The organism is Pseudomonas sp. 22085 (assembly GCF_052045815.1).
Lineage (GTDB): Bacteria > Pseudomonadota > Gammaproteobacteria > Pseudomonadales > Pseudomonadaceae > Aquipseudomonas > Aquipseudomonas glycinae.
Genome location: NZ_JBQEQA010000025.1, coordinates 19,493 through 39,960, shown reverse-complemented (window position 1 = coordinate 39,960; position 20,468 = coordinate 19,493). Strand labels below are relative to the sequence as shown.

Annotated in this window: 19 protein-coding genes; 8 read left to right on the top strand and 11 right to left on the bottom strand. The window is 60.1% G+C overall.

What is annotated here, in order from left to right; genetic code table 11:
- Positions 1–4: 4 nt before the first annotated feature.
- From tssC to tssA, 3 genes are read right to left on the bottom strand one after another with little or no spacing between them, the layout of a single operon-like run.
- Complete coding sequence (tssC, locus tag ACTJK7_RS25260; protein WP_011336600.1) at positions 5–1,480, bottom strand: type VI secretion system contractile sheath large subunit; 1,476 nt, start codon at positions 1,478–1,480, stop codon at positions 5–7.
- Between the two features lie 28 nt (positions 1,481–1,508).
- Positions 1,509–2,012: a type VI secretion system contractile sheath small subunit gene (tssB, locus tag ACTJK7_RS25255; protein WP_003229587.1), complete on the bottom strand. Its 504-nt coding sequence runs from the start codon at positions 2,010–2,012 to the stop codon at positions 1,509–1,511.
- Positions 2,013–2,044: 32 nt separating this feature from the next.
- Positions 2,045–3,607, bottom strand: coding sequence for a type VI secretion system protein TssA (gene tssA, locus ACTJK7_RS25250; RefSeq protein ID WP_064379799.1), 1,563 nt, complete (start codon positions 3,605–3,607; stop codon positions 2,045–2,047).
- A gap of 715 nt (positions 3,608–4,322) precedes the next feature.
- Between tssA and tssI the strand changes: the two genes are divergently transcribed.
- The 3 genes from tssI (at position 4,323) to ACTJK7_RS25235 (ending at position 8,826) form a co-directional block, all read left to right on the top strand.
- Entirely contained in the window at positions 4,323–7,679 is a 3,357-nt protein-coding gene (tssI, locus tag ACTJK7_RS25245) for a type VI secretion system tip protein TssI/VgrG (RefSeq protein ID WP_440779406.1), read from the top strand.
- Positions 7,672–8,343 carry a DUF2931 family protein gene (locus ACTJK7_RS25240; RefSeq protein ID WP_011336603.1) on the top strand — a complete coding sequence of 224 codons (672 nt, stop codon included), beginning with the start codon at positions 7,672–7,674 and terminating at the stop codon, positions 8,341–8,343. The genes tssI and ACTJK7_RS25240 overlap by 8 nt, the downstream gene beginning before the upstream one ends.
- A 234-nt stretch (positions 8,344–8,577) precedes the next feature.
- A complete protein-coding gene (locus ACTJK7_RS25235) occupies positions 8,578–8,826 on the top strand; it encodes a hypothetical protein (protein WP_323150502.1) in 249 nt (82 codons plus the stop codon).
- Positions 8,827–8,961: 135 nt separating this feature from the next.
- On the opposite strand, the gene ACTJK7_RS25230 is transcribed toward ACTJK7_RS25235, so the two are convergent.
- The 3 genes from ACTJK7_RS25230 to ACTJK7_RS25220 form a co-directional block, all read right to left on the bottom strand.
- On the bottom strand, positions 8,962–9,237 hold the full coding sequence (locus ACTJK7_RS25230; RefSeq protein WP_003213368.1) for an HU family DNA-binding protein: 276 nt from the start codon (positions 9,235–9,237) through the stop codon (positions 8,962–8,964).
- A gap of 190 nt (positions 9,238–9,427) precedes the next feature.
- Complete coding sequence (locus tag ACTJK7_RS25225; RefSeq protein WP_108563581.1) at positions 9,428–10,576, bottom strand: NAD(P)/FAD-dependent oxidoreductase; 1,149 nt, start codon at positions 10,574–10,576, stop codon at positions 9,428–9,430.
- Between the two features lie 21 nt (positions 10,577–10,597).
- Positions 10,598–10,765 (bottom strand): rubredoxin, encoded by a 168-nt coding sequence (locus ACTJK7_RS25220; RefSeq protein WP_007954349.1) that lies wholly within the window; start codon positions 10,763–10,765, stop codon positions 10,598–10,600.
- A gap of 199 nt (positions 10,766–10,964) precedes the next feature.
- Here ACTJK7_RS25220 and ACTJK7_RS25215 point away from each other — a divergent pair, with 199 nt between their 5' ends.
- Entirely contained in the window at positions 10,965–11,516 is a 552-nt protein-coding gene (locus tag ACTJK7_RS25215; protein ID WP_197868904.1) for a chorismate--pyruvate lyase family protein, read from the top strand.
- Positions 11,516–12,406: a 4-hydroxybenzoate octaprenyltransferase gene (gene ubiA / locus ACTJK7_RS25210; RefSeq protein ID WP_064379790.1), complete on the top strand. Its 891-nt coding sequence runs from the start codon at positions 11,516–11,518 to the stop codon at positions 12,404–12,406. Before ACTJK7_RS25215 ends, ubiA begins: the two co-directional genes overlap by 1 nt.
- Positions 12,407–12,457: 51 nt before the next feature.
- On the opposite strand, the gene ACTJK7_RS25205 is transcribed toward ubiA, so the two are convergent.
- Positions 12,458–12,841 carry a COG4315 family predicted lipoprotein gene (locus ACTJK7_RS25205; protein WP_108563583.1) on the bottom strand — a complete coding sequence of 128 codons (384 nt, stop codon included), beginning with the start codon at positions 12,839–12,841 and terminating at the stop codon, positions 12,458–12,460.
- Positions 12,842–12,992: 151 nt separating this feature from the next.
- Here ACTJK7_RS25205 and phoB point away from each other — a divergent pair, with 151 nt between their 5' ends.
- The 3 genes from phoB to ACTJK7_RS25190 all read left to right on the top strand — a co-directional run bounded on the left by phoB (position 12,993) and on the right by ACTJK7_RS25190 (position 16,496).
- Positions 12,993–13,682, top strand: a complete 690-nt coding sequence (gene phoB, locus ACTJK7_RS25200) for a phosphate regulon transcriptional regulator PhoB (RefSeq protein ID WP_003229608.1) — start codon at positions 12,993–12,995, stop codon at positions 13,680–13,682.
- Between the two features lie 75 nt (positions 13,683–13,757).
- Positions 13,758–15,044 carry a phosphate regulon sensor histidine kinase PhoR gene (gene phoR, locus ACTJK7_RS25195; RefSeq protein ID WP_232253752.1) on the top strand — a complete coding sequence of 429 codons (1,287 nt, stop codon included), beginning with the start codon at positions 13,758–13,760 and terminating at the stop codon, positions 15,042–15,044.
- 111 nt (positions 15,045–15,155) lie between these two features.
- Positions 15,156–16,496: a hemolysin family protein gene (locus ACTJK7_RS25190; RefSeq protein ID WP_007954342.1), complete on the top strand. Its 1,341-nt coding sequence runs from the start codon at positions 15,156–15,158 to the stop codon at positions 16,494–16,496.
- A 5-nt stretch (positions 16,497–16,501) separates the two neighbouring features.
- Here the strand turns inward: ACTJK7_RS25190 and ACTJK7_RS25185 are convergent, their stop codons facing one another.
- From ACTJK7_RS25185 to pstB, 4 genes are all read right to left on the bottom strand, one after another.
- Entirely contained in the window at positions 16,502–17,398 is an 897-nt protein-coding gene (locus ACTJK7_RS25185) for a peptidoglycan DD-metalloendopeptidase family protein (protein WP_064379787.1), read from the bottom strand.
- A 215-nt stretch (positions 17,399–17,613) separates the two neighbouring features.
- Positions 17,614–18,570, bottom strand: a complete 957-nt coding sequence (locus ACTJK7_RS25180; protein WP_011336612.1) for a response regulator — start codon at positions 18,568–18,570, stop codon at positions 17,614–17,616.
- A gap of 177 nt (positions 18,571–18,747) precedes the next feature.
- Complete coding sequence (phoU, locus tag ACTJK7_RS25175) at positions 18,748–19,509, bottom strand: phosphate signaling complex protein PhoU (protein WP_007954334.1); 762 nt, start codon at positions 19,507–19,509, stop codon at positions 18,748–18,750.
- Between the two features lie 71 nt (positions 19,510–19,580).
- Positions 19,581–20,414, bottom strand: a complete 834-nt coding sequence (pstB, locus tag ACTJK7_RS25170) for a phosphate ABC transporter ATP-binding protein PstB (protein WP_007954333.1) — start codon at positions 20,412–20,414, stop codon at positions 19,581–19,583.
- Positions 20,415–20,468 lie beyond the last annotated feature (54 nt).

The window sequence follows — 20,468 nt, the reverse complement described above, 5'->3', positions numbered from 1 at the left end:
GCTCTTACTCTTTGTCCAGCTTGCCAACCAGCGACAGGGTGAAATCGGCACCCATGTACTTGAAGTGCGGACGCACGTTCAGGCTGACGCGGTACCAGCCCGGCTCGCCTTCAACGTCGCTGACGATCACTTGCGCAGCGCGCAGCGGACGACGGCCACGCACTTCGGCGCTCGGGTTTTCCTGGTCGGCCACGTACTGGCGGATCCACTTGTTCAGTTCCAGCTCGAGGTCGGTACGTTCTTTCCACGAACCGAGTTGCTCGCGCTGCAGCACTTTCAGGTAGTGAGCCAGGCGGTTGACGATCATCATGTACGGCAGTTGGGTGCCGAGCTTGTAGTTCAGCTCTGCAGCCTTGCCTTCTGCGCTGATGCCGAAGAACTTCGGCTTCTGCACCGAGCTTGCGGAGAAGAACGCCGCGTTGTCGGAGCCTTTGCGCATGGTCAGGGAGATGAAGCCTTCCTCGGCCAGTTCGTATTCACGACGGTCGGAAACCAGAACCTCGGTAGGAATCTTGGTTTCGATTTCGCCCATGCTTTCGAAGTGGTGCAGAGGCAGGTCTTCAACCGCGCCGCCGCTCTGTGGGCCGATGATGTTCGGGCACCAGCGGAATTTGGCGAAGCTGTCGGTCAGCTTGGTGCCGAACGCGTAAGCGGTGTTGCCCCACAGGTAGTGCTCGTGGCTGTTGGCAACGTTTTCCTTGTACACGAACGATTTGACCGGGTTCTCTTCCGGGTCGTACGGGTTACGCAGCAGGAAACGCGGCACGGTCAGGCCAACGTAGCGAGAGTCTTCCGAAGTACGGAAGCTCTGCCATTTGGCGAATTGCGGGCCTTCGAAGTGATCTTTCAGATCCTTCAGGTCCGGCAGACCGGTGAAGCTTTCCAGGCCGAAGAATTTCGGACCGGCGGCGGCGATGAACGGCGCGTGGGACATGCAGGCTACGCTGGACACGTACTGCATCAGCTTCACGTCCGGCGAGCTTGGGGACATGTAGTAGTTGGCAATGATCGCGCCAACCGGCTGACCACCGAACTGGCCGTATTCAGCGGTGTAGATGTGCTTGTACAGGCCCGACTGCATGACTTCCGGCGAGTCTTCGAAATCGTCCAGCAGGTCTTCTTTGGAGACGTTGAGGATTTCGATCTTGATGTTTTCGCGGAAGTTGGTGCGGTCGACCAGCAGTTGCAGGCCACGCCACGACGATTCCAGGGCCTGGAAGTCCGGGTGGTGCAGGATTTCGTCCATCTGACGGCTGAGCTTGGCATCGATCTCGGCGATCATGCGGTCAACCATGGCTTTCTTGACCGGCTCACCGTTGTTCTGCGGCTTGAGCAGCTCTTCGATGAACGCCGACACACCGCGCTTGGCGATGTCGTAGGCTTCGTCGTCCGGCGTCAGGCGGGTTTCGGCGATGATGCTGTCGAGAATGCTGTACTCGCCGTTTTCTGCGGCGTTCTGTTGTGCTGCGCTAGTGCTCATTGTGTTGGCTTCCTTGGCTGCTGGAGTCTCAAGCGTCCGGGGCTGCGGCGTTCAGGCCCAGCTCACCGAGTACGCGACCGCGGGATTCATCGTCGGCGAGCACGCCTTCGATGGCTTTACGGAACGCAGGTGCGTTACCCAGCGGGCCTTTGAGGGCCACCAGCGCGTCGCGCAGTTCCATCAGTTTTTTCAGCTCAGGCACTTGCTCGACCAGGCTGGCCGGGTTGAAGTCCTTCATGGAGTTGACGCGCAGTTGCACAGCCAGCTCGTCGGCCTCGCCATCTTCCTGCAGACGGTTCGGCACGCTCAGCGTCAGACCCAGCTCTTGCTTGGCCAGCACTTCGTCGAAGGTCATCTTGTCGATGCTGATCGGCTTGCGATCCTCGATCTTGCGATCGTCCTTGCGGTGGGTGTAGTCACCGATTGCCAGCAGCTTCAGCGGCAGTTCAATCTCTTCCTGAGCACCGCCGGTGGCGGGTTTGAAGGTGACGTTGATGCGTTCCTTGGGGGCTACCGAGCCTTCTTTGGCCATGGCTTTTCTCCTTGCGGTTGTGGCCCTGGGGCCTATTCGAGTACCACTTCGAGGTCGAGGTGGCACAGCCTGCGATAAATCTCTTCCTTGCGTTCACGTACGGCATGGTTCTGCGGTAACAACTCGCAGCAACTGTGCAGCAGGTGCAGCACTTCCAATGCAAGATCGGGCTCCCAGGCGTGCAGGCCTGAGTCCTGTAATGTCTGATCGAGGGTTTCGAGCTGGTTCTTGGCCAGTTCGTATTTCTTGGCCAGGAAACACAGCCGCGCGAGGGCGAACTGCCAGAAGAAGCGTTCGCGCCCGCCGTGCGCCGATTGCAGCCCCTGCTTGAGGATCTGCACTGCGGGTTTGAGGCCTTCCTTGCGCAGGATCGGCTGGACTTCTTCGAGGGCCTTTTCCCAGGCCGGCTGGGTTTCGGCGTTTTCGGTTTCGACCTTGCGCGGCGCGCTGGCGCTTTGCAGGTGCGGCATGACGTTGGCGGCGATCCACGCCCGGGTGGACGGATCGGCGAACGGCGCGCCGTCATGGAAACGCAGCTCGATGATGCCGGGCAGGCGTTGAATCAAAAGCGCGAAGTGGATTTCCACTTCGCGCATGGCCAGCTCGGCGTTGAGGTTCTGGAGACATTCCCAGACCATCCTCTGGCCATCGAACCAGAACGGTGCCTTCGCCAGGCTCGCCTCCAGTTCCACCAGCAGGTCGGCGTATTTGCCCTGATCGAAGCGGTCCTGATACTGCTTGAGCTTGTCGACCGGCAACCCGCGCAGCACGGTGATCTGCTCGGCGTTGCGCTCGGGCACCGCGTCGATCGTCATCCACAGCAAGGTGCGGTTGAGGCGCAGCGCGCGCAGGTCGGTGGCTTTCTGCTTGAGCCACCAGGCGCACAACGGGCGGGCGCTTTCCTGCTGGGCGCGCAGGGCCTTGTGGGCTTCTTTTTCGTTGTCGATCGGCGCACCGGGTGCCAGCAACTGAGTCGCCGCCTGCTTGACCTGGGCCACCGCCGCGCCCACCACGCCGGGCGCCGGCTGGTTGTCGGCGGCGCGCTGGATCATGGTTTTCAGACGACGGGAGAGCGGCAGCAGCAGCGGCGCATCATCGCCCAGATGCTCGGTGCACACCGCGTCGAGACCGGACAGATGCTCGGACAACTGCCGGAACATCGGCAGCTGTTCCTTGATCGCGATGTTCTCGGTGATCACCTGCTCAAGACGCGGCACCAGCCAGCCGATGGCGGCGGCCCGGGTGCGGGGTTTGAGCGGGTGAATCTCGGCCCAGTTGTTTTCCGACAAATGGTGCAGAAAACCGAGGCCGGCCAGCAGGCCGGGGAAGGATTCACGCTGGTAAAGCGACCAGGTCAGCCAGGCGCCGACACGCAAGTCCTTGGATTGGGTACGCAGGAGGTTTTCGCTGTTTTCGCGAATTTTCAGCCAGTCGATCTGCCCGCTTTCGTGCATCGACGAGGCTTTGGCCAACTCGCTTTCCAGGGCCTCGAATTCGCTCGAGAAGCGAACGTCTTCGCCCGCAAAATTCTCTTTGGAAACAGAGACTTTAGCGAGTTCGAGGTAATGGGCGGAAAGTTTGCTTGAGTAGGACATCCATGGCCTTTATAAGGATTACGGTCGTGCGCCTATTGGAGTTGCAGCGGCGCGGGACAGTATCGAAGAGCAGTCGGAAGACTCATCCAATTGAGTGTTTGCTCTTTCAAGTGCGCGCATCGTAATCACAATGATGGCCACTAGCAAGCATCTGATTAAACAACAAGACGAACTGTTCATTGGGCTCTGTAGGAGATCGCCCTATATGTGACAGGGGATTCCCTGATGTCCCTTTATATTTCACTTTTAAGCCTATCCCTTCCGAAAGCATTGGGCCAGAGCGGCCGGCGCGCGGCGTCGAGAGCATCTGCACGCTCGTTCCACAAGTAAGCGGAGAAAGCATGACAAACCCCGAAAAAATTTGAAGTAGGACGCTTCCGAAAATACACCACCATTTATTAACAAATGACTGGCGACAACAGACAACATTAAAAGTGCCATCAATTTGATGGCATTTATATGTTTAATAGTCCTGGATCCTTGCCTGCATAAGACTATTACGCAGGATTCCAATCACCCGCCGTCACTTTCCCGCAGCCGTTTCCCACAATTTCCACGTTGTTTTACAACCCGGAAAGCTCCGACTTAAACAAGCGATCCTTCTTACATAAATCTGTTTAACGCCTTGTTAGCGTGCCGGCCAATGTTCGCGTGCGCTGACCAGGGAGGGTTTCGACATCACGCCGTCTTCCCCTCTCTGCTTAAGGACAAGCGTATGTCTGGAGCTGTCAGTTCTGCGCGCTTTACGCTGCAGATTCCCGCTGTTCGCAACGACTTCAAGGTGCTGGCCTTCGAAGGCACCGAGACCATCAGCACCCTTTACGCCATCCACGTCGAACTGGTCAGTGAAGAACCCGACTTCGATATGGAAGGCCTGCTCAGTCAGCCTGCCTTCCTGCAGTTCGGCCTGAACGGTGAAGGCATTCACGGGCGCATCGACGATGTGTTGGCGGGTGAATCCGACAAACGCCTGACCCGTTATCGTCTGACTCTGGTGCCGAGCCTGCACTATTTGCAGTTCAGTCACGATCAACGGATTTACCAGGAGCAGACTGTCCCGCAGATCATCACGCAAACGCTCAAGCGACACGGCATCCTCGCCGATGCGTTCACCTTCCATGTCCAGCCCCTAGTGGCACGGGATTACTGCACCCAATACGGCGAAAGCGATTTCGAGTTCATTCAGCGCCTGTGTGCCGAGGACGGAATCGCCTGGCATCACCAGCACTCCGCGCGAGGCCATTTGCTGGTGTTCACCGATGACGCGGTGTTCCTCCCGACATTGCGCGCCACACCCTATCGCCGGGATAGCGGGATGGTCCCGGAATATCCAGTAGTCAGCAGGTTTTCCTTGCGCGCCGCCACCCGGACAAGCCGGGTCACGCGACGCGACTATGACCTGAGGCGACCGACGCTTTTAATCGAAAGCCGCTTCAGCGCCGAATTCACCCCGACGCTTGAGGACTACCAATACCCGTTGCCGCTGGACAACGAAAAGCGTGGCAAGCAACTGGCCCGTCAGGCCCTGGAGCGCCATCGCGCAGACTATGAAATGGCAGAGGGTCAAAGCAACCAACCTACCTTGCGCTGCGGCCATCTGCTTGAACTGACCGAACACCCTCGCCAGAAATACAACGGTCTGTGGCTGCTGCTCGGGATCACCCACACCGGGCGGCAGCCGCAAGTGCTCGAAGAGTCGGTTAGCAGCGAAACTCAATCGGCGGACGGTTTTACCCAAGGCTATCGCAACACCTTCCACGCCATTCCGGCCGAGGTAGTTTTCCGTCCGCTGCTTCACGCACGCAGGCCACCGCTGGTCAGCCAGACCGCCCGAGTGACCGGCCCCAAAGGCGAAGAGATCTACTGCGATGAGTTCGGTCGCGTAAAAGTCGAATTCCACTGGGACCGGGCCGAATTAAACAGTGAGCGCAGCAGTTGCTGGGTGCGGGTCTCGTCGAGCTGGGCCGGGAACGGTTTCGGTGTCGTCACCCTCCCCCGCATCGGGACGGAAGTGGTGGTGACCTTCGTGGAAGGTGATCCCGACAAGCCGCTGATTACCGGCTGCGTGATCAACAAGGTCACGCCCGCGCCTTACAAACTGCCCGAGCATAAGACCCGAACCGTGCTGCGCAGTCGCAGCTCGCCTGACACCGGCGGCTACAGCGAATTGACGATTGAAGACCGCGCCGGACTGGAACTGGTCTACCTGCGTGCCCAGCGCGACATGGAGCGGCAGGTTCTCCATGACAGCCGGCTGGCGGTCGGGCGTGATCGTTGGGAAAGCATCCAGGGCAGCAGCCAGACGACGGCCGGAAAAATCATCACCGTCGAGGCGGGCCAGCAGGTGCAGATCAAGGCCGGCGCCAGCGTGGTGCTGGATGCCGGCGCCAGCATCACGCTGAAGGCGGGCGGTCACCATATCGTGATCGACAGGGGCGGGATCTTCAGCAGTACCGAGATCGTGGCGGGAGGAAAGACGTCCGCCAGCGGATCCGCTGATCATCCAGAAGCCGCAATGGCGGGAGCCTTGGCGGCCGGACTGACGGCCTCATCCACTCAAGACCCGGAAGACGCCGAACTCGAAGAAGAGGAGGAAGAGGTCGAACTGGAAGACGAGTTACCTGCTGGCATCGCCTTGCGGATCGGCGTGTTTTTCGATGGGACGGGGAACAACAAGGCCAACAGCGAAACGGTCGCGGCTTGCTATGCGCCAGATGCCAATCTGGCGGAGGCAGCCGAAGAGATTCAGAAGCACTGCGCCGCTTATGGCTATGACGGAAATGGCAACTCGCCGGATAACAGCTACGGCAATGATGTAAGCAATATCGTGCGGTTGCATGAGCTGTATACAGACCATGCCTTTGACGTATTACCAGAGAACACGAAACAGGCTTCTTTGCGCGTATACATCGAAGGCATCGGTACAACCGCTGACGGAGACGACTCACTTTACGCACAGGCAACCGGCCGAGGCGAAACGGGTGTTCTGGCTCGTGTGGAGCAGAGCCCTGAAAAAATCATGGAGCAAATTCGGTCACTGATTGATAGCAACCCCAACACGCTAATAGAAAGAATCGAATTCGATATTTTCGGTTTCAGTCGAGGCGCCGCCGCTGCACGGCACTTCGCAAACGAGGTGCTAAAAGGCAAGCGCAGCATTCTCGCAAAGGCGTTGCCAGCAGGCTCTCCGTTCTTGGTCAGTAGCTTTGACTGGGTTTCACAATCCAATATCAGCATCAATTTCATTGGTCTGTTTGATACCGTCGCGGCAATCGCCAATCCATGGTTGCTCGACTTCACTGGCGCCAACAGCAGAAATCCGGGACTGAACTTGAAGCTGCCGGAGGGTTGCGCCATCAAAGTGGTGCACCTGGTGGCGCGTGATGAACATCGCGAGAACTTTGCCCTTAACAGCCTGGGTGAGATTGATCTGGTATTACCCGGCGCCCACTCGGATCTGGGAGGTGGCTATCTGCCCAGAGCCAGGGAGAAACTTCTGTTGAGCAGTCCGATCACCAGCACCATCAGCCAAAGCAAGGAGGCGACCCGTAGCGCAGCCTATGTCTCTGCCGAAAAGGAGGCGTTTGCCTGGTATACGAAAGGCGTCATCGAAGATGACGCTCCAGGCAATCAACTGCGGGTTGCACTCTGGGAAGCCCCTGTCATTCAACGATTGGAAAGGGGCAGATCCACACCGGAGCCCCAGAAGCGGGTTTATGCTGCGGCCATGATTGAACGCCCGGTACACGGTGAGTTGTCGCTGGTGTATTTACGCATCATGCGTGAGCTGGCGGTAAGAGCCGGGGTGCCGCTCAAGCTGATTCCCGACAGGTCAGCGCTAAATTTGCCCGCAGAGTTAGTACCCATTCACAAAAAACTTCAGGCTTACGCCTTGGGTGAGTCATCTGTTGAAGGGCTGACTATCAAAGAACGGGCTTTGTTACGCAGTCGCTATATCCACCTATCTGCGCACTGGAACGCAGCCAAAGATTTCAACAACAGCGACTGGAGCGTTGTTTTTATCAACCGCCCAACAAAGAACAAACAACGAGTGGTGCACCCCCATGAATAAATTCACTCGGCCCGTCAAAAAACACACGGGGTTCGTCTTCGGATTGCTGTTGGTGCTTTGCACTCAAAGTCATGCACAACCGATCACCAAACGGCCTTGGTATCTCGGCTTCGGAGCACCCGCCTACATGGAGGTCTGGATTGAAACGGCCGACGTGGTGGATATCCGTGAACGTGTGTTCAAACGCGCCGGAGCCGGGATTGCCTCGGTGAACACACCCGCCGACAACAAGGGCAAGCCCGCAGGCTGGCCTGACAGCCCCGGTAGTGGCGGCGGACGTGACGTCACTGGTGCCGATCTTCCCCGCTTGATCTATGTGCGATGGCAATCACTGGCTGAGCCTCAAACCTATGAGGCCTACATTGTGATTCCCGAATCTGCGCGGGAAATCATGCACAAACCGGAAAAGGCCTACTGCAGACTGGATGGCAAATGGATCACGGATTACCGCGATCGCGTAACTATTGGATTGGCGCCCGGCGGCATTGCCAAGGTTTGGCAGCGTGGGCCTTGTCTCAAGCCTGTCGAGATTGCTCGGGTTGAAGGGAGCATCGTCAAGCAGGGGCCGTATCAAGGGAAAAATGGAGGACGCTACGCGCTACCTCTTTCACCGGAGTCCAAAACCTACATCGAAAAATACGGCATCCCCTTCGGGAGCTGGTAAGGCATCACAAACACCCTCCAGTCACTTGTCATGTGCAATCGCTGTACAAAGGATTCCGTAATCAATATAGGGAGCGTTAAAAGCATCATGAGCGGTAGACACAATAAACAATCAATATCGGGATTTGGATGCGCTCTGGTTGTCATGCTGACGCTCACAACCAGCACCTCTGTTCGAGCGGAAGGCTGCGTCGGTATTGGATGCCTGGTGAACGGTGGTCCCCTGGAGTTCTCAATGCTGACGGGTATCGGCTTGCTTTTCACAGTGGCGGGATCGTTCATTTCAACTTCGGAAGCCAGTGCAAACAAATCCTCGAAACATTACACCCAAGCCCTGATAGATGATGCAGCTACACATCTGGCGACGGAGGGCGAATACGAAAGTCCCATACTCGAGTCCGAGTGGCGTAAATACCTGAAATCTTATGGACACCAGCCAAGCAAGAACGAGTTCGCCAGAATGGTGCTGGCCACCTACGGGTAACCGGCTAGACGAATCCCATAACGATCCACCAAGACCAGCTCGGCTCGCCATCAGCCACAAAAAATGGGCATCCGACCGCAATCGGTATGCCCATTTTTCATGCAGCGCGCCCGGCTGACCGGGCATTCGCCGCGATTACGGATTGACGCTGTCTTTCAACGATTTGCCTGGCTTGAACGCAACGGTGTTGCTGGCCTTGATCTTCACCGGTTCACCGGTTTGCGGGTTTTTGCCGGTGCGGGCACCGCGGTGGCGTTGCAGGAAGGTGCCGAAGCCCACCAGCGTGACGCTGTCCTTGCGGTGCAGGGCGCCGGTGATTTCTTCGAGAACGGCGTTGAGAACGCGGTTGGCCTGCTCTTTGGTCAGATCCGCTTTTTCAGCGATTGCAGCGGCGAGTTCTGGTTTACGCATTAGTGAAGCCCCTTTGACGGTTTTTTGTTGTTATGTCCGTGCTGTTCTCGTTGGAACAGCGCCCAAGGCGCCGCAGGCTCTACTCTGCGGCAGACGGAAGTGAGGATGGCACGCGGTTAAGGGCGGCGCCAGTCTCCCCGCGACGTTTGTGGGGGCAAAAGCGGGGTGATTCCGACAGAACGACCGGTATTTACGCCAGTAAGGCCGGAAGCTGTTTGTTCAGTGCGAGTTTTTCCATCACCGCCGCGCCGGTCAGGGCGTAACCGAGCAATTGCCCTTCTGCGTCGTGGCACAGCACCTTGACGTCGGCGCCCTGCCCTTCGACCGTCCAGACGCCCTCGCGGCCCCGTGGCGGCGGGGAAACCACCAGTGGGCAGACCGGGGTTTTCACGGTGATCGGCATCGGTCCGTAGTTCACCACGGTCGGGTTGCCGGCCAGGGTTTGTGCCAGCGCTCGCGCACAACTCATGAGGGGCATGACGTACAGGAGATTCAGCCCGTCGACCTCGGCGCAGTCGCCCAGGGCGTAAATGTTGGCGTGAGAGGTTTGCAGGTGACGGTCGACCACCACGCCGCGATTGGTCTGGATGCCGGCTGCCGCTGCCAGATCGATCCGCGGGCGCAGGCCGATGGCCGAGACCACCACATCGCACGGGACAACCTGGCCATCGGACAGGTGCGCTTCCAGCCCATCCGCGACTTTTTGCAGGCGGGTCAGCACCGGGCCGAGATGAAAACGTGCGCCGAGGCTTTCCAGCCCGGCCTGCACCGCAGCCGCCGCCGCGGGATGCAGCAGGGTCGGCATCACCTGTTCGCACGGTGCAACCAGTTGCACCTCGTAGCCGCCCAGAATCAGGTCATTGGCGAACTCGCAGCCGATCAGACCGGCACCGAGCAGCAACACCCGACGCTTGCCGGCCGCTGCGGCGCGAAAGCGCGCGTAGTCTTCGAGATCGTTGATCGGGAACACCAGGTCCGCGCCATCGCCTTCGATCGGCACGCGCACGGTTTCGGCGCCCCAGGCCAGGATCAGGTCGCGATAGCTCACTGCTTCCTCGCCGATCCACAAACGCTTGTGGCCGGGATCGATGCCGCTGATGCGGGTATGGGTGCGGATCTCGGCCTTCAACTGCTCGGCCATCGCGCCCGGCTCGGCCATGCTCAGGCCGTCGGCGTCCTTGTTCTTGCCGAAGCCGGTGGACAGCATCGGCTTGGAGTAGGAGCGACCGTCATCGGCGGTAATCAGCAGCAGCGGAGTTTCGCCATCGAGTTTGCGAAACTCGCGGGCCAGGTTGTAACCCGCAAGCCCGGTGCCAACGATTACGACAGGTGCGCTCATGCCCTACTCCTCAGTGTTTTCTCAGTTGATTTCGATCATTTCGAAGTCCATCTTGCCGACGCCGCAGTCCGGGCACAGCCAGTCTTCCGGCACGTCCTGCCACAGGGTGCCCGGCGCAATGCCGTCATCCGGCCAGCCGTCGGCTTCGTTGTAGATCAGGCCGCAGACCACACATTGCCACTTTTTCATTCAGGTACTTCCTCAGGGTTCAGGCTTTAGCCGGCGCGGACGGTCGATGGTGCAGCGCTGCCGTCCGGCTCAGGGCGTTTTGTACTGATCGTACCGGGCAGATGCAAGCCTGTTCGGCGCAGCGGCGACCCGGATCAATCAAACTCGCGGCTCACCATGGTAAGCTCGCCGCCTCATTTGCTGCCAATACTGACTCATTGTGCAACTCAAAAATGCCCCGCTGTGGTGCCCGCAAAGCCACCTGACACCCCTCCCCGACACATCCACGCTCGACTGGCTGTTCGACGAAGGCTCCCTGACCCGCCGCCTGACCCGTCTGTCCGATGACGGCTTCAGCATCACACCGCTGTTCGAAGGCTGGCAGACCCTGCGCGACGACGAATGCGCCGCGCTGGACCTGGCCGAAGGCAGCGAGGGCTGGGTGCGCGAGGTGTATCTGCGCGGCCATGGCCAGGCGTGGGTGTTCGCCCGCAGCGTGGCGTCGCGCAGTGCCTTGCAGGGCGACGGATTGCACATGGATGAACTGGGCAGCCGCTCGCTGGGCGAACTGCTGTTCTGCGATCACGCCTTCCAGCGTCGCGCCATCGAGGTCTGTCATTACCCGGAACACTGGCTGCCCGAGGGTTCCCGGGCCACCGGTCTGTGGGGCCGTCGTTCGCGTTTCGACCGTGGTGCCTTGAGCGTACTGGTGGCGGAGATTTTCCTGCCTGCGCTGTGGGAAGCCGTCCGCGCCCGTCCGGAGAACTGCTGATGTATCAAAGCCTGCTCAAATCCCTGAATCGCTTGAACCCGCGCGCCTGGGACTTCATCCAGCTGACCCGGATGGACAAGCCGATCGGCATTTACCTGCTGCTGTGGCCAACGCTCTGGGCCCTGTGGATTGCCGGCAAAGGCTCGCCATCGCTGGCCAACATCGTGATTTTCGTCCTCGGCGTGGTACTGACCCGTGCCGGCGGCTGCGTGATCAACGACTGGGCCGACCGCAAGGTCGACGGCCACGTCAAACGCACTGCGCAGCGACCTATTGCTGCCGGCAAGATCAGTTCGAAAGAGGCGCTGGTGTTCTTCGCCCTGCTGATGGGCGTGAGTTTCCTGCTGGTGCTGTGCACCAACGCCGCCACCATCTGGCTGTCGCTGGGTGGTCTGGCGCTGGCGTTCACCTATCCGTTCATGAAGCGCTACACCTATTACCCGCAGGTGGTGCTGGGGGCGGCGTTTTCCTGGGGGATGCCGATGGCGTTCACCGCCGAAACCGGTGAGTTGCCGGCGACCGCCTGGTTGCTGTGGATCGCCAATTTGCTGTGGACGGTGGGCTACGACACTTATTACGCGATGACCGACCGCGACGATGACCTGAAGATCGGCGTGAAGTCCACGGCGATCCTGTTCGGCGACGCGGACCGGGTGATCATCCTGACCTTGCAGGCTCTGTCACTGGGCTGCCTGGTGCTGGCGGGGTCGAAATTCGAGCTGGGGATATGGTTCCACCTCGGCCTGCTGGTGGCGGCCGGGTGCTACGTCTGGGAGTTCTGGTACACCCGCGACCGGGACCGGATGCGTTGCTTCAAGGCGTTCCTGCACAACCACTGGGCCGGGCTGGCGATTTTCGTCGGGATCGTGCTGGATTATGCGTTGCGTTGATCCACAGAACCTGTGGGAGCGAGTTTGCTCGCTCCCACAGGGCATTTGCGTTTATTTGTGCTCGCGCATCACGTGCCACACGTCCTTCATCTTGTCGCCGGTCATATCGCCCGGCTTGGCATCTTTCACAAAGGTATACAGCGGTTTGCCGTCGTAGGCGTACTGCATCATGCCGTCATCGCGCTTGATCACCGTCCATTTGCCTTCGACCTTGGCGCCTGCGGGAGCCATCAGCGGCGGCCAGTTCTTGGCGCAGTCGCCGTTGCACATCGACTTGCCGCCACTGTCCTTGTCGAACGTGTAAAGCGTCATGCCGTTGTGGTCGACCATCATGCCGTCTTTCATCATGGCCGGCTCGGCCGCCATCGCCAGTCCAGGCAGAGTCAGGGCGGCAGCCATCAGCAAAGCCTTAAAGGAAGCAGTCATTTGAGTCATGGAAACCTTCTCTTGTGGTTGTCAGGATTCGGACTTAGAGCTTAGTTCAGGATTCGCACAATCGCCGCCGGACTAAAATACTGTCACACGACTGCAATAATTCCGTTATCTAATGCGGCGCAAGACAGTTAAATGACAAGAGGATTAAGGCATGGTTGGCAGGAGCATTCTGATCGTCGACGACGAAGCGCCCATTCGCGAAATGATCGCCGTTGCGTTGGAAATGGCCGGCTATGACTGCCTCGAGGCAGAGAATTCGCAGCAGGCCCACGCCATCATCGTCGACCGCAAGCCGGACCTGATCCTGCTCGACTGGATGCTGCCCGGCACCTCCGGCATCGAGCTGGCCCGCCGTCTCAAGCGTGACGAACTGACCGGGGACATCCCGATCATCATGCTCACCGCCAAGGGCGAAGAGGACAACAAGATCCAGGGTCTGGAAGTCGGCGCCGACGACTACATCACCAAACCGTTTTCCCCCCGCGAACTGGTGGCACGCCTCAAGGCCGTGCTGCGTCGCGCCGGCCCGACCGATGGCGAAGCACCGATCGAAGTCGGCGGCCTGCTGCTCGACCCCATCAGCCACCGCGTGACCATCGACGGCCGCCCGGCCGAGATGGGCCCGACCGAATACCGTCTGCTGCAATTCTTCATGACCCACCAGGAGCGCGCCTACACCCGTGGCCAGTTGCTGGACCAGGTCTGGGGCGGCAACGTCTATGTTGAAGAGCGCACCGTCGACGTGCACATCCGGCGCCTGCGCAAGGCCCTCGGCGACGCCTACGAAAATCTGGTACAAACCGTGCGCGGCACCGGCTACCGGTTCTCCACCAAAGCCTGAGCCGAGCGCCAGCCCCCGTAGACAAGGACCGCATTTTCCGTGAACCAAAACTGGCATGGCACCCTGATTCGCCACATGCTGTTGCTGGTCACCGGCTGCCTGGTGATCGGTTTGATCACCGGTTATTACGGCTGGAGTCTGGCGGCAGGCCTGGGCCTGTACCTGGCCTGGACGCTCAAGCAACTGCTGCGCCTGCACGAATGGCTGCGCCTGCACCAACCCGATGAAGCACCGCCCGACGGTTACGGCCTGTGGGGCGAGGTGTTCGACAGCATCTACCACCTGCAACGCCGCGACCAACGCGTACGCGGGCGCCTGCAAGCGGTGATCGACCGCGTTCAGGAGTCCACCGCCGCGCTGAAAGACGCGGTGATCATGCTCGACAGCGACGGCAACCTGGAATGGTGGAACCGCGCCGCCGAAACCCTGCTCGGCCTCAAGACCCCGCAGGACAGCGGTCAACCGGTGACCAACCTGGTCCGCCATCCGCGTTTCAAGGAATACTTCGAGCAGGAAAGCTACGCCGAACCGCTGGAAATCCCCTCGCCGACCAACGATCGCGTACGCATTCAGCTGTACCTCACGCGCTACGGCAACAACGAACACCTGATGCTGGTGCGCGACGTCACCCGCATCCATCAGCTTGAACAGATGCGCAAAGACTTCATCGCCAACGTCTCCCATGAGCTGCGCACCCCGCTGACGGTGATCTGCGGCTACCTGGAAACCCTGCTCGACAACGTCGAGGAAGTGAACCCGCGCTGGAGCCGCGCCCTGCAGCAGATGCAGCAACAGGGTGGGCGCATGCAGACCCTGCTCAACGACTTGCTGTTGCTGGCCAAGCTGGAAGCCACCGATTACCCGTCGGACAATCAGCCGGTGCACATCGACACCCTGCTGCAGTCGATCAAGAGCGACGCCCAGCAGCTGTCAGGTTCGAAGAATCAGAAAATCACCCTGGAAGCCGACACCAGCATTCTGCTCAAGGGCAGCGAGGCAGAACTGCGCAGTGCGTTTTCCAACCTGGTGTTCAACGCCGTCAAATACACCCCGGCCGAAGGCAATATCCGCATCCGCTGGTGGGGCGACGATCAGGGCGCGCACCTGAGCGTGCAGGATTCCGGAATCGGCATCGACAGCAAACACCTGCCGCGCCTGACCGAACGCTTCTACCGCGTCGACTCCAGCCGCAACTCCAACACCGGCGGCACGGGTCTGGGCCTGGCCATCGTCAAACACGTGTTGTTGCGCCATCGCGCGCGGATGGAGATCAGCAGCGTGCCCGGTCATGGCAGCACGTTCACCTGCCATTTCGCCCCGGCGCAGGTCGCTCAGGCACGGGTCATCAGCGCCGCTGAGTAATGCCGGACTAGGCAATCGCCAGGTCAGCCGCTACATTGGCTGACTTGCGCCTGCCTTTCAGGTGCGGATTTTTCTTTCTTTCGAATCACACGGAACCCGCAAAACTCCATCATGGACCCTTCCCCTGGCTTGTCCCTCGCAACAATATTCGCCGATTTCGGCATGATTCTTTTCGCTCTGATCCTGGTTCTGCTCAACGGCTTCTTCGTTGCGGCGGAGTTCGCCATGGTCAAACTGCGCTCGACCCGGGTCGAAGCCATCGCTGAGCAGCACGGCTGGCGCGGGCACATCCTGCGCACGGTGCACAGCCAGCTCGATGCTTACCTCTCGGCGTGCCAGCTCGGTATCACTCTCGCCTCCCTCGGCCTGGGCTGGGTCGGCGAGCCGGCGTTCGCGCACATTCTCGAGCCGCTGCTGAGCGCGGTCGGCGTGCAGTCGGCCGAAGTCGTCAAAGGCATCTCGTTCTTCACCGCGTTCTTCATCATTTCGTACCTGCACATCGTGGTCGGCGAACTCGCACCCAAATCCTGGGCGATCCGCAAACCCGAGCTGCTGTCGCTGTGGACGGCGGTGCCGCTGTACCTGTTCTACTGGGCCATGTACCCGGCGATCTACCTGCTCAATGCCAGTGCCAACACCATCCTGCGCATCGCGGGGCAAGGTGAACCCGGCCCGCATCACGAGCACCATTACAGCCGCGAAGAACTGAAACTGATCCTGCACTCCAGCCGTGGCCAGGACCCGAGCGACCAGGGCATGCGCGTACTGGCCTCGGCGGTGGAAATGGGCGAACTGGAAGTGGTCGACTGGGCCAACTCCCGGGAAGACCTGATCACCCTCGAGTTCAACGCCCCGCTGAAAGAAATCCTGGCGATGTTCCGCCGCCACAAGTTCAGCCGTTATCCGGTGTACGACAGCGAGCGCAAGGAGTTCGTCGGCCTGCTGCACATCAAGGACCTGCTGCTGGAACTGGCAGCGCTGGATCACATTCCCGAGTCGTTCAACCTCGCCGAACTGACCCGCCCGCTGGAGCGCGTCTCCCGGCACATGCCGTTGTCGCAGCTGCTGGAACAGTTCCGCAAGGGCGGCTCGCACTTCGCGGTGGTCGAAGAGGCCGACGGCAACATCATCGGCTACCTGACCATGGAAGACGTGCTGGAAGTGCTGGTCGGCGATATCCAGGACGAACACCGCAAGGCCGAACGCGGGATCCTCGCCTACCAGCCGGGCAAGTTGCTGGTGCGGGGCGATACACCGCTGTTCAAGGTCGAGCGCCTGCTGGGGATCGACCTGGATCACATCGAAGCCGAAACCCTCGCCGGGCTGATCTACGAAACCCTGAAACGGGTGCCGGAAGAGGAAGAAGTGCTGGAAGTCGAAGGTCTGCGGATCATCATCAAGAAGATGAAAGGTCCGAAGATCATTCTGGCCAAGGTGCTGATGCTCGACTGACGGGTTTACTGCTTGCCCAACGCAAAGTTGGGCAACGCCCCCAGCGGCCGGTTGAATTGATACGGAATCGACACCAGCCCCATCCCGGTATTGCGCTGCACCACGAAGTGCAGGTGCGGGCCGCTGCTGTTGCCGGTATTGCCTGACAGCGCCAGCGGGCTGCCCACCGTAACCCGTTGCCCCTCCCGGACACTCACCGATCCTTGCTTGAGATGCAGGTACACACCCATCGTGCCGTCGTCGTGCAGTATCCGCACGAAGTTGCCGGACGGATCAGTGCCGCGCCCGTTCTGGGAATTCTCGGTCTTCACCACCACCCCGGCCCGCGCCGCAATGATCGGCGTGCCGACCGGCATGGCGATGTCCATCGCGTACTTGTTCTTCGGCCCGAAGTGGCTGTAGTCGCCGTTGGCGCCCTGGCTGAGGCGAAACGGCCCGCCACGCCACGGAAACGGATAGCGATAGCCCTGAGCCGCGCCAGCCGGGTCACCGAGGGAATAATGGAACTGCGGCGTGTACACCAGCGGCTTGCCACCGGACACCGCCGTCAGCAGCGCCAGCCGCGTATTGCTGCGCGCCGGCAACACCCGGCGGATCGTTTGCGTCGGTGCGCCGCGTACATTGCTCATTCCGGTAAACGCCAGGGCAATCTCGACCGGCGCATACAGATCGTTGCGCACGAATACCACGTCCGCGCCCTTCTGCTTCTTGATGTCGAGATAGACCTGGCGCTCGAGGCGCTCGACCATCCGGTCCTGAAACACGAACACCTGGGAGCCTTTGCTCGGACGGTCGCTGTACGAAACCACTCCGTTGGCATCGGTGGATTTGTAGATCGTCATGGCCACAGTCGAGGTGGAGGCCATGAACAGACCACAGAAAAACAGCAGGCGCAGGGGCATGGGCAAAAATTCTGTCGAGTAAGGCCTGGGAATCAGCCTAGCAGCTGAAGCAGACCAGGCTAGTCGACAGATGTTTCAAAAATGCGCGAATGATCGTCCCCACGCTCTGCGTGGAGATGCAGCCCGGGACGCTCTGCGTCCCATGCGTGAGGACGCAGAGCGTCCCTTGAGGCACTCCCACGCGGAGCGTGGGAACGATCAGCGTAAAACTGCGCTTACGCGCCCGGAACGAAGTGCTTCTGCGCCGTGCCGCGGGCGATCAGGCGGGAGATGTAGTCGAGCTTCTGCGCGTCCTGGTCGACGAAGCGGAAGGTCAGTTGCAGCCAGTCGCTGTCGGGTTTCGGCTCGTGGGCGACGACGGCGTGCAGGTAGCCGTTGAGGCGGGCGATTTCGGCGTTGTCGCCCTGCTCCAGATCGAGCACGGCGCTGTCGAGGATCTGCGGCAGGGTGTCGGTGCGTTTCACCACCAGCAGCGCTTCCTTGATGCTCAGGGCCTTGATCACGCATTGCTGGGTGCCGCTCGGCAAGCGCAGTTGGCCCTGACCGCGACCACCGGCCGGAGCGCTGGAGGCTGCCGGGGCTTTCACCGGCGGGCTGTTGAGCAGGCCACGCTGTGGCGCGGCGGCAGGTGCCGGGGCCGCAGCGGCAGGCTTGGCAAACGGGTTGGCCGCAGCAGCAGCGGGTGCGGAACCGACCACGGCAGCCTTGCCACCGGTCAACGCGCTCAAGGAGTCGTTGCCGAACGCCGAGTTCATCTTGGTCGGGGCGCTGTTCATCAGGGTGTCGAGCTTGCCGACCTTGTTCAGAGCCTGCTTGACCTTGGTCAGCAGTTGCTCGTTGGTGAACGGTTTGCTGACGTAACCGGTGACGCCGGCCTGGATCGCCTGCACGACGTTTTCCTTGTCGCCACGGCTGGTAACCATGATGAACGGCATGGTTTTGAGATTGTCCTGCTCACGGCACCAGGTCAGCAGTTCGAGGCCGGACATTTCCGGCATTTCCCAGTCGCACAGCACCAGGTCGAAGGCTTCCTTGGCCAGCATGGCCTGGGCCTTCTTGCCGTTGATGGCGTCCTCGGTGCGAATCCCCGGGAAGTAATTACGCAGGCACTTTTTCACCAGGTCACGAATGAACGATGCATCGTCCACGACCAACACACTGATCTTGCTCATCCAACACCCCTATTAAAATCCCGGCAAGCATAACGCTGGCTGATGGCACATTGCCAAAACTCTTCAGTCACGCCGGGACTTTTCGTTCGCGGGTGCTGCTTTTTAATTCGGTTCTGCCTATGAAAAGCAGAAACAAAAACGCCCGGCCAAAGGGCCGGGCGCTTTTCTCAGGCAATCTTACTTATCGTCAGCATCGCCCGGAACATTAGCGGTTTCACCACTTGTCCCTTCAACTTCTTCCTTCATGCGCTTGAGGCCCATGTGGCGCACATCGGTGCCGCGCACCAGATAGATCACCAGCTCAGAGATGTTGCGGGCGTGGTCGCCGATCCGCTCCAGCGAACGCAGCACCCAGATAATGCTCAAGACCCGCGAGATAGAGCGCGGGTCTTCCATCATGTAGGTCGCCAGTTCGCGCAGAGCGGTTTTGTATTCGCGGTCGATGATCTTGTCGTACTGCGCCACCGACAACGCCAGATCGGCGTCGAAGCGGGCAAACGCGTCCAGCGCATCGCGCACCATGTTGCGCACCTGGTCACCGATGTGGCGCACTTCGACGTAACCGCGCGGCGCTTCGCCTTCTTCGCACAGCTGAATCGCGCGGCGGGCGATCTTGGTCGCTTCGTCGCCGATGCGCTCAAGGTCGATCACCGACTTGGAGATGCTGATGATCAGACGCAGGTCGGAGGCCGCAGGCTGACGACGGGCCAGAATGCGCAGGCATTCTTCGTCGATGTTGCGTTCCATCTGGTTGATCTGGTCGTCGATCTCGCGCACTTGCTGGGCCAGGCCCGAGTCGGCCTCGATCAGCGCGGTGACCGCGTCGTTGACCTGCTTCTCGACCAGCCCGCCCATGGCCAGCAGGTGGCTGCGCACTTCTTCCAGTTCGGCGTTGAACTGCGCGGAAATGTGATGGGTAAGGCCTTCTTTACTAATCATGTTGGCGTCCTTGGAGCGTCCGGTAAGGTGCGGCGGGCCGCAGCGTCAAATCTGTGAATAACCCGCAACTGTCAGCCGTAACGACCGGTGATGTAGTCTTCGGTCTGCTTCTTGGCCGGATTGGTGAACAGGGTATCGGTGTCGCCGAATTCCACCAGTTTGCCCATGTACATGAACGCCGTGTAGTCGGACACCCGCGCCGCCTGCTGCATGTTGTGGGTCACGATGACGATGGTGAACTTGGATTTGAGCTCGTAGATCAGCTCTTCGACTTTCAGGGTCGAGATCGGGTCGAGGGCCGAGCACGGTTCGTCGAGCAGCAGCACTTCCGGTTCCACGGCGATGGTACGGGCGATCACCAGACGCTGTTGCTGGCCGCCGGACAGGCCGAGGGCCGAGTCATGCAGACGGTCTTTGACTTCGTCCCACAGGGCCGCGCCTTTCAACGCCCACTCGACGGCTTCGTCGAGGATGCGCTTCTTGTTGATGCCCTGGATGCGCAGACCGTAGACCACGTTTTCGTAGATGGTCTTCGGGAACGGGTTCGGCTTCTGGAACACCATGCCGACCCGGCGACGCAGCTCGGCCACGTCTTCGCCCTTGCGGTAGATGTTGTTGCCGTACAGGTTGATCGCGCCTTCGACGCGGCAGCCGTCCACCAGATCGTTCATGCGGTTGAAGGTACGCAGCAGCGTGGACTTGCCGCAGCCGGACGGGCCGATGAAGGCGGTCACGCGCTGTTTCGGGATGTTCATGCTGACATCGAACAGCGCCTGTTTCTCGCCGTAGTACAGGCTCAGGCCCGGCACTTCGATGGCTACGGTTTCCTGCTCGAGGTTCAGGCTCTGCTTGTCGCGGCCCAGGGCAGACATGTTGATGCCGTGGGTATGTGTTTCGTGCTGCATGGGAGATCCCCTGTGCTAACAAATTCGGTTCGTTGAACCACTGGCCAAACCAGC